General features: G+C 55.8%; 2 protein-coding genes. Both read left to right on the forward strand.

Annotation, left to right across the window (positions count from 1 at the left end; genetic code table 11):
- On the forward strand, positions 1–115 hold a 115-nt coding region (locus tag L692_RS34050; RefSeq protein WP_156940466.1), incomplete at its 5' end, for an HRDC domain-containing protein.
- Positions 116–130: 15 nt separating this feature from the next.
- Positions 131–1,732, forward strand: a 1,602-nt coding sequence (locus L692_RS0116185; protein ID WP_025701171.1) for a B12-binding domain-containing radical SAM protein, incomplete at its 3' end; no start/stop codon positions are given.

The raw sequence follows: 1,732 nt of genomic DNA on the forward strand, positions 1-1,732 counted from the left end.
TCAAACGGAAGAAGACATGATGAAGGTAAAGGGCGTCGGGGAAGTGAAATACCGGAAGTACGGGAAGGCATTTCTGGATTTTTTTCAGAGCGAATTGTATTCAAATGAAACGTAAAGGGGCATGCGCGGCATGAAGATCGTCCTGGCCACACTGAACGCCAAGTATATTCACACCTCGTTGGCCATCCGTCTGCTCAAGGCTTACAGTCAGCATGAATTCGACATTCAGCTGGCGGAGTACACGATCAAGGACCCGGCGATGAACATCGTATCCGACCTGTTCCGAAAGGCTCCGGATGTAATTGGATTCTCATGCTATATATGGAACATTGAGGAGACGATCAAGCTGATCGGTATCCTGAAGAAAGTCATGCCGGACATCTCCATCGTTCTCGGAGGACCGGAAGTGTCTTATGAGCCGCTGTACTGGATGGACCGTGAGCCGGGCATTGACTTCATCGTCTGCGGCGACGGAGAAGAGACGTTCCATCATCTGCTCCAGGAGCTGCGGGATGGCCGCAAGTATCATTTTGTGTACGGAACGGCTTACCGCAAGGGCGAAGAAGTGATCGTGAACCCTCCGCGCCCCAAGTCGGATCTGAACACGCTGCCGTCGCCGCACCGTTTTGCGGAAGATTTGCCTTACCTTGGCAAGAGAATCACCTATTTCGAAACCAGCCGGGGCTGTCCGTTCAACTGCCAGTTCTGTCTGTCCAGCGTCGAGGTGGGCGTCCGGTATTACGATATTGAGCGGGTCAAGGCGGACTTGCTGTATCTGATTGAGAATGGGGCGAAGACGATCAAGTTCCTGGACCGCACCTTCAACATCAACCGGGAGTACGCGCTGGAAATGTTCCGGTTCCTGATCGACAACCATGGCGGCTGCGTCTTCCAGTTCGAGATTACCGCCGACATTATGCGGCCCGAGGTGCTGGACTTTTTGTCCAACAATGCCCCTCCCGGCATCTTTCGCTTCGAGATCGGCGTGCAGTCGACCAATGACGAGACGAACGAGCTGGTCAAGCGGCGCCAGAACTTTGCCAAGCTGTCCCGGACAGTGATGAAGATCAAGGAGAGCGGCAATATCGACCAGCATCTCGATCTGATCGCGGGCCTGCCGATGGAGGATTACGCGACCTTCCGCAAGACCTTCAACGACGTGTTCGCCATGGAGCCGGAGGAGCTTCAGCTCGGCTTTCTCAAAATGCTGCGCGGCACCGGGCTGCGCGCCCAGGCGGCGAGGTATGATTATGTCTACATGGAGCATGCGCCGTATGAAATCCTGAGCACCCATGTGATGCCGTTCCCGGACATCATGCGGCTGAAGCGGCTGGAGGATGTACTGGAAAAATACTGGAACAGCCATCGGCTGGACCATACGGTCAAGTATTTGATGCGGCATATTTTTGATTCCCCGTTCGACTTCTTCCAGGAGTTCGGCGATTACTGGGAAGCGCGGGGCTGGCAAAAGATCGGGCATCAACTGGAGGATCTGTTCACCCGGCTGAACGAATTTCTGCTTGAGCGCGGCGCGCCGGAGATGGAGATCATCACGGGCCTCATGAAGCTCGATTATTTCCTCGGCCACAAGTACAAGCCGCGCAAGGTGTGGTGGGAGCCGGTGCTCGGCAAAAATGAATGGGGACGCTACCTCCGGGAGATTGCCGAGCGGCCCCGGCTTCTTGGCGACCCTTGGACCTGGGCGGCGGTGTCCGGTGAAGCGGCGGGGGAG

It is taken from the genome of Paenibacillus forsythiae T98, assembly GCF_000520735.1.
In the GTDB taxonomy this organism is placed as follows: domain Bacteria; phylum Bacillota; class Bacilli; order Paenibacillales; family Paenibacillaceae; genus Paenibacillus_AQ; species Paenibacillus_AQ forsythiae.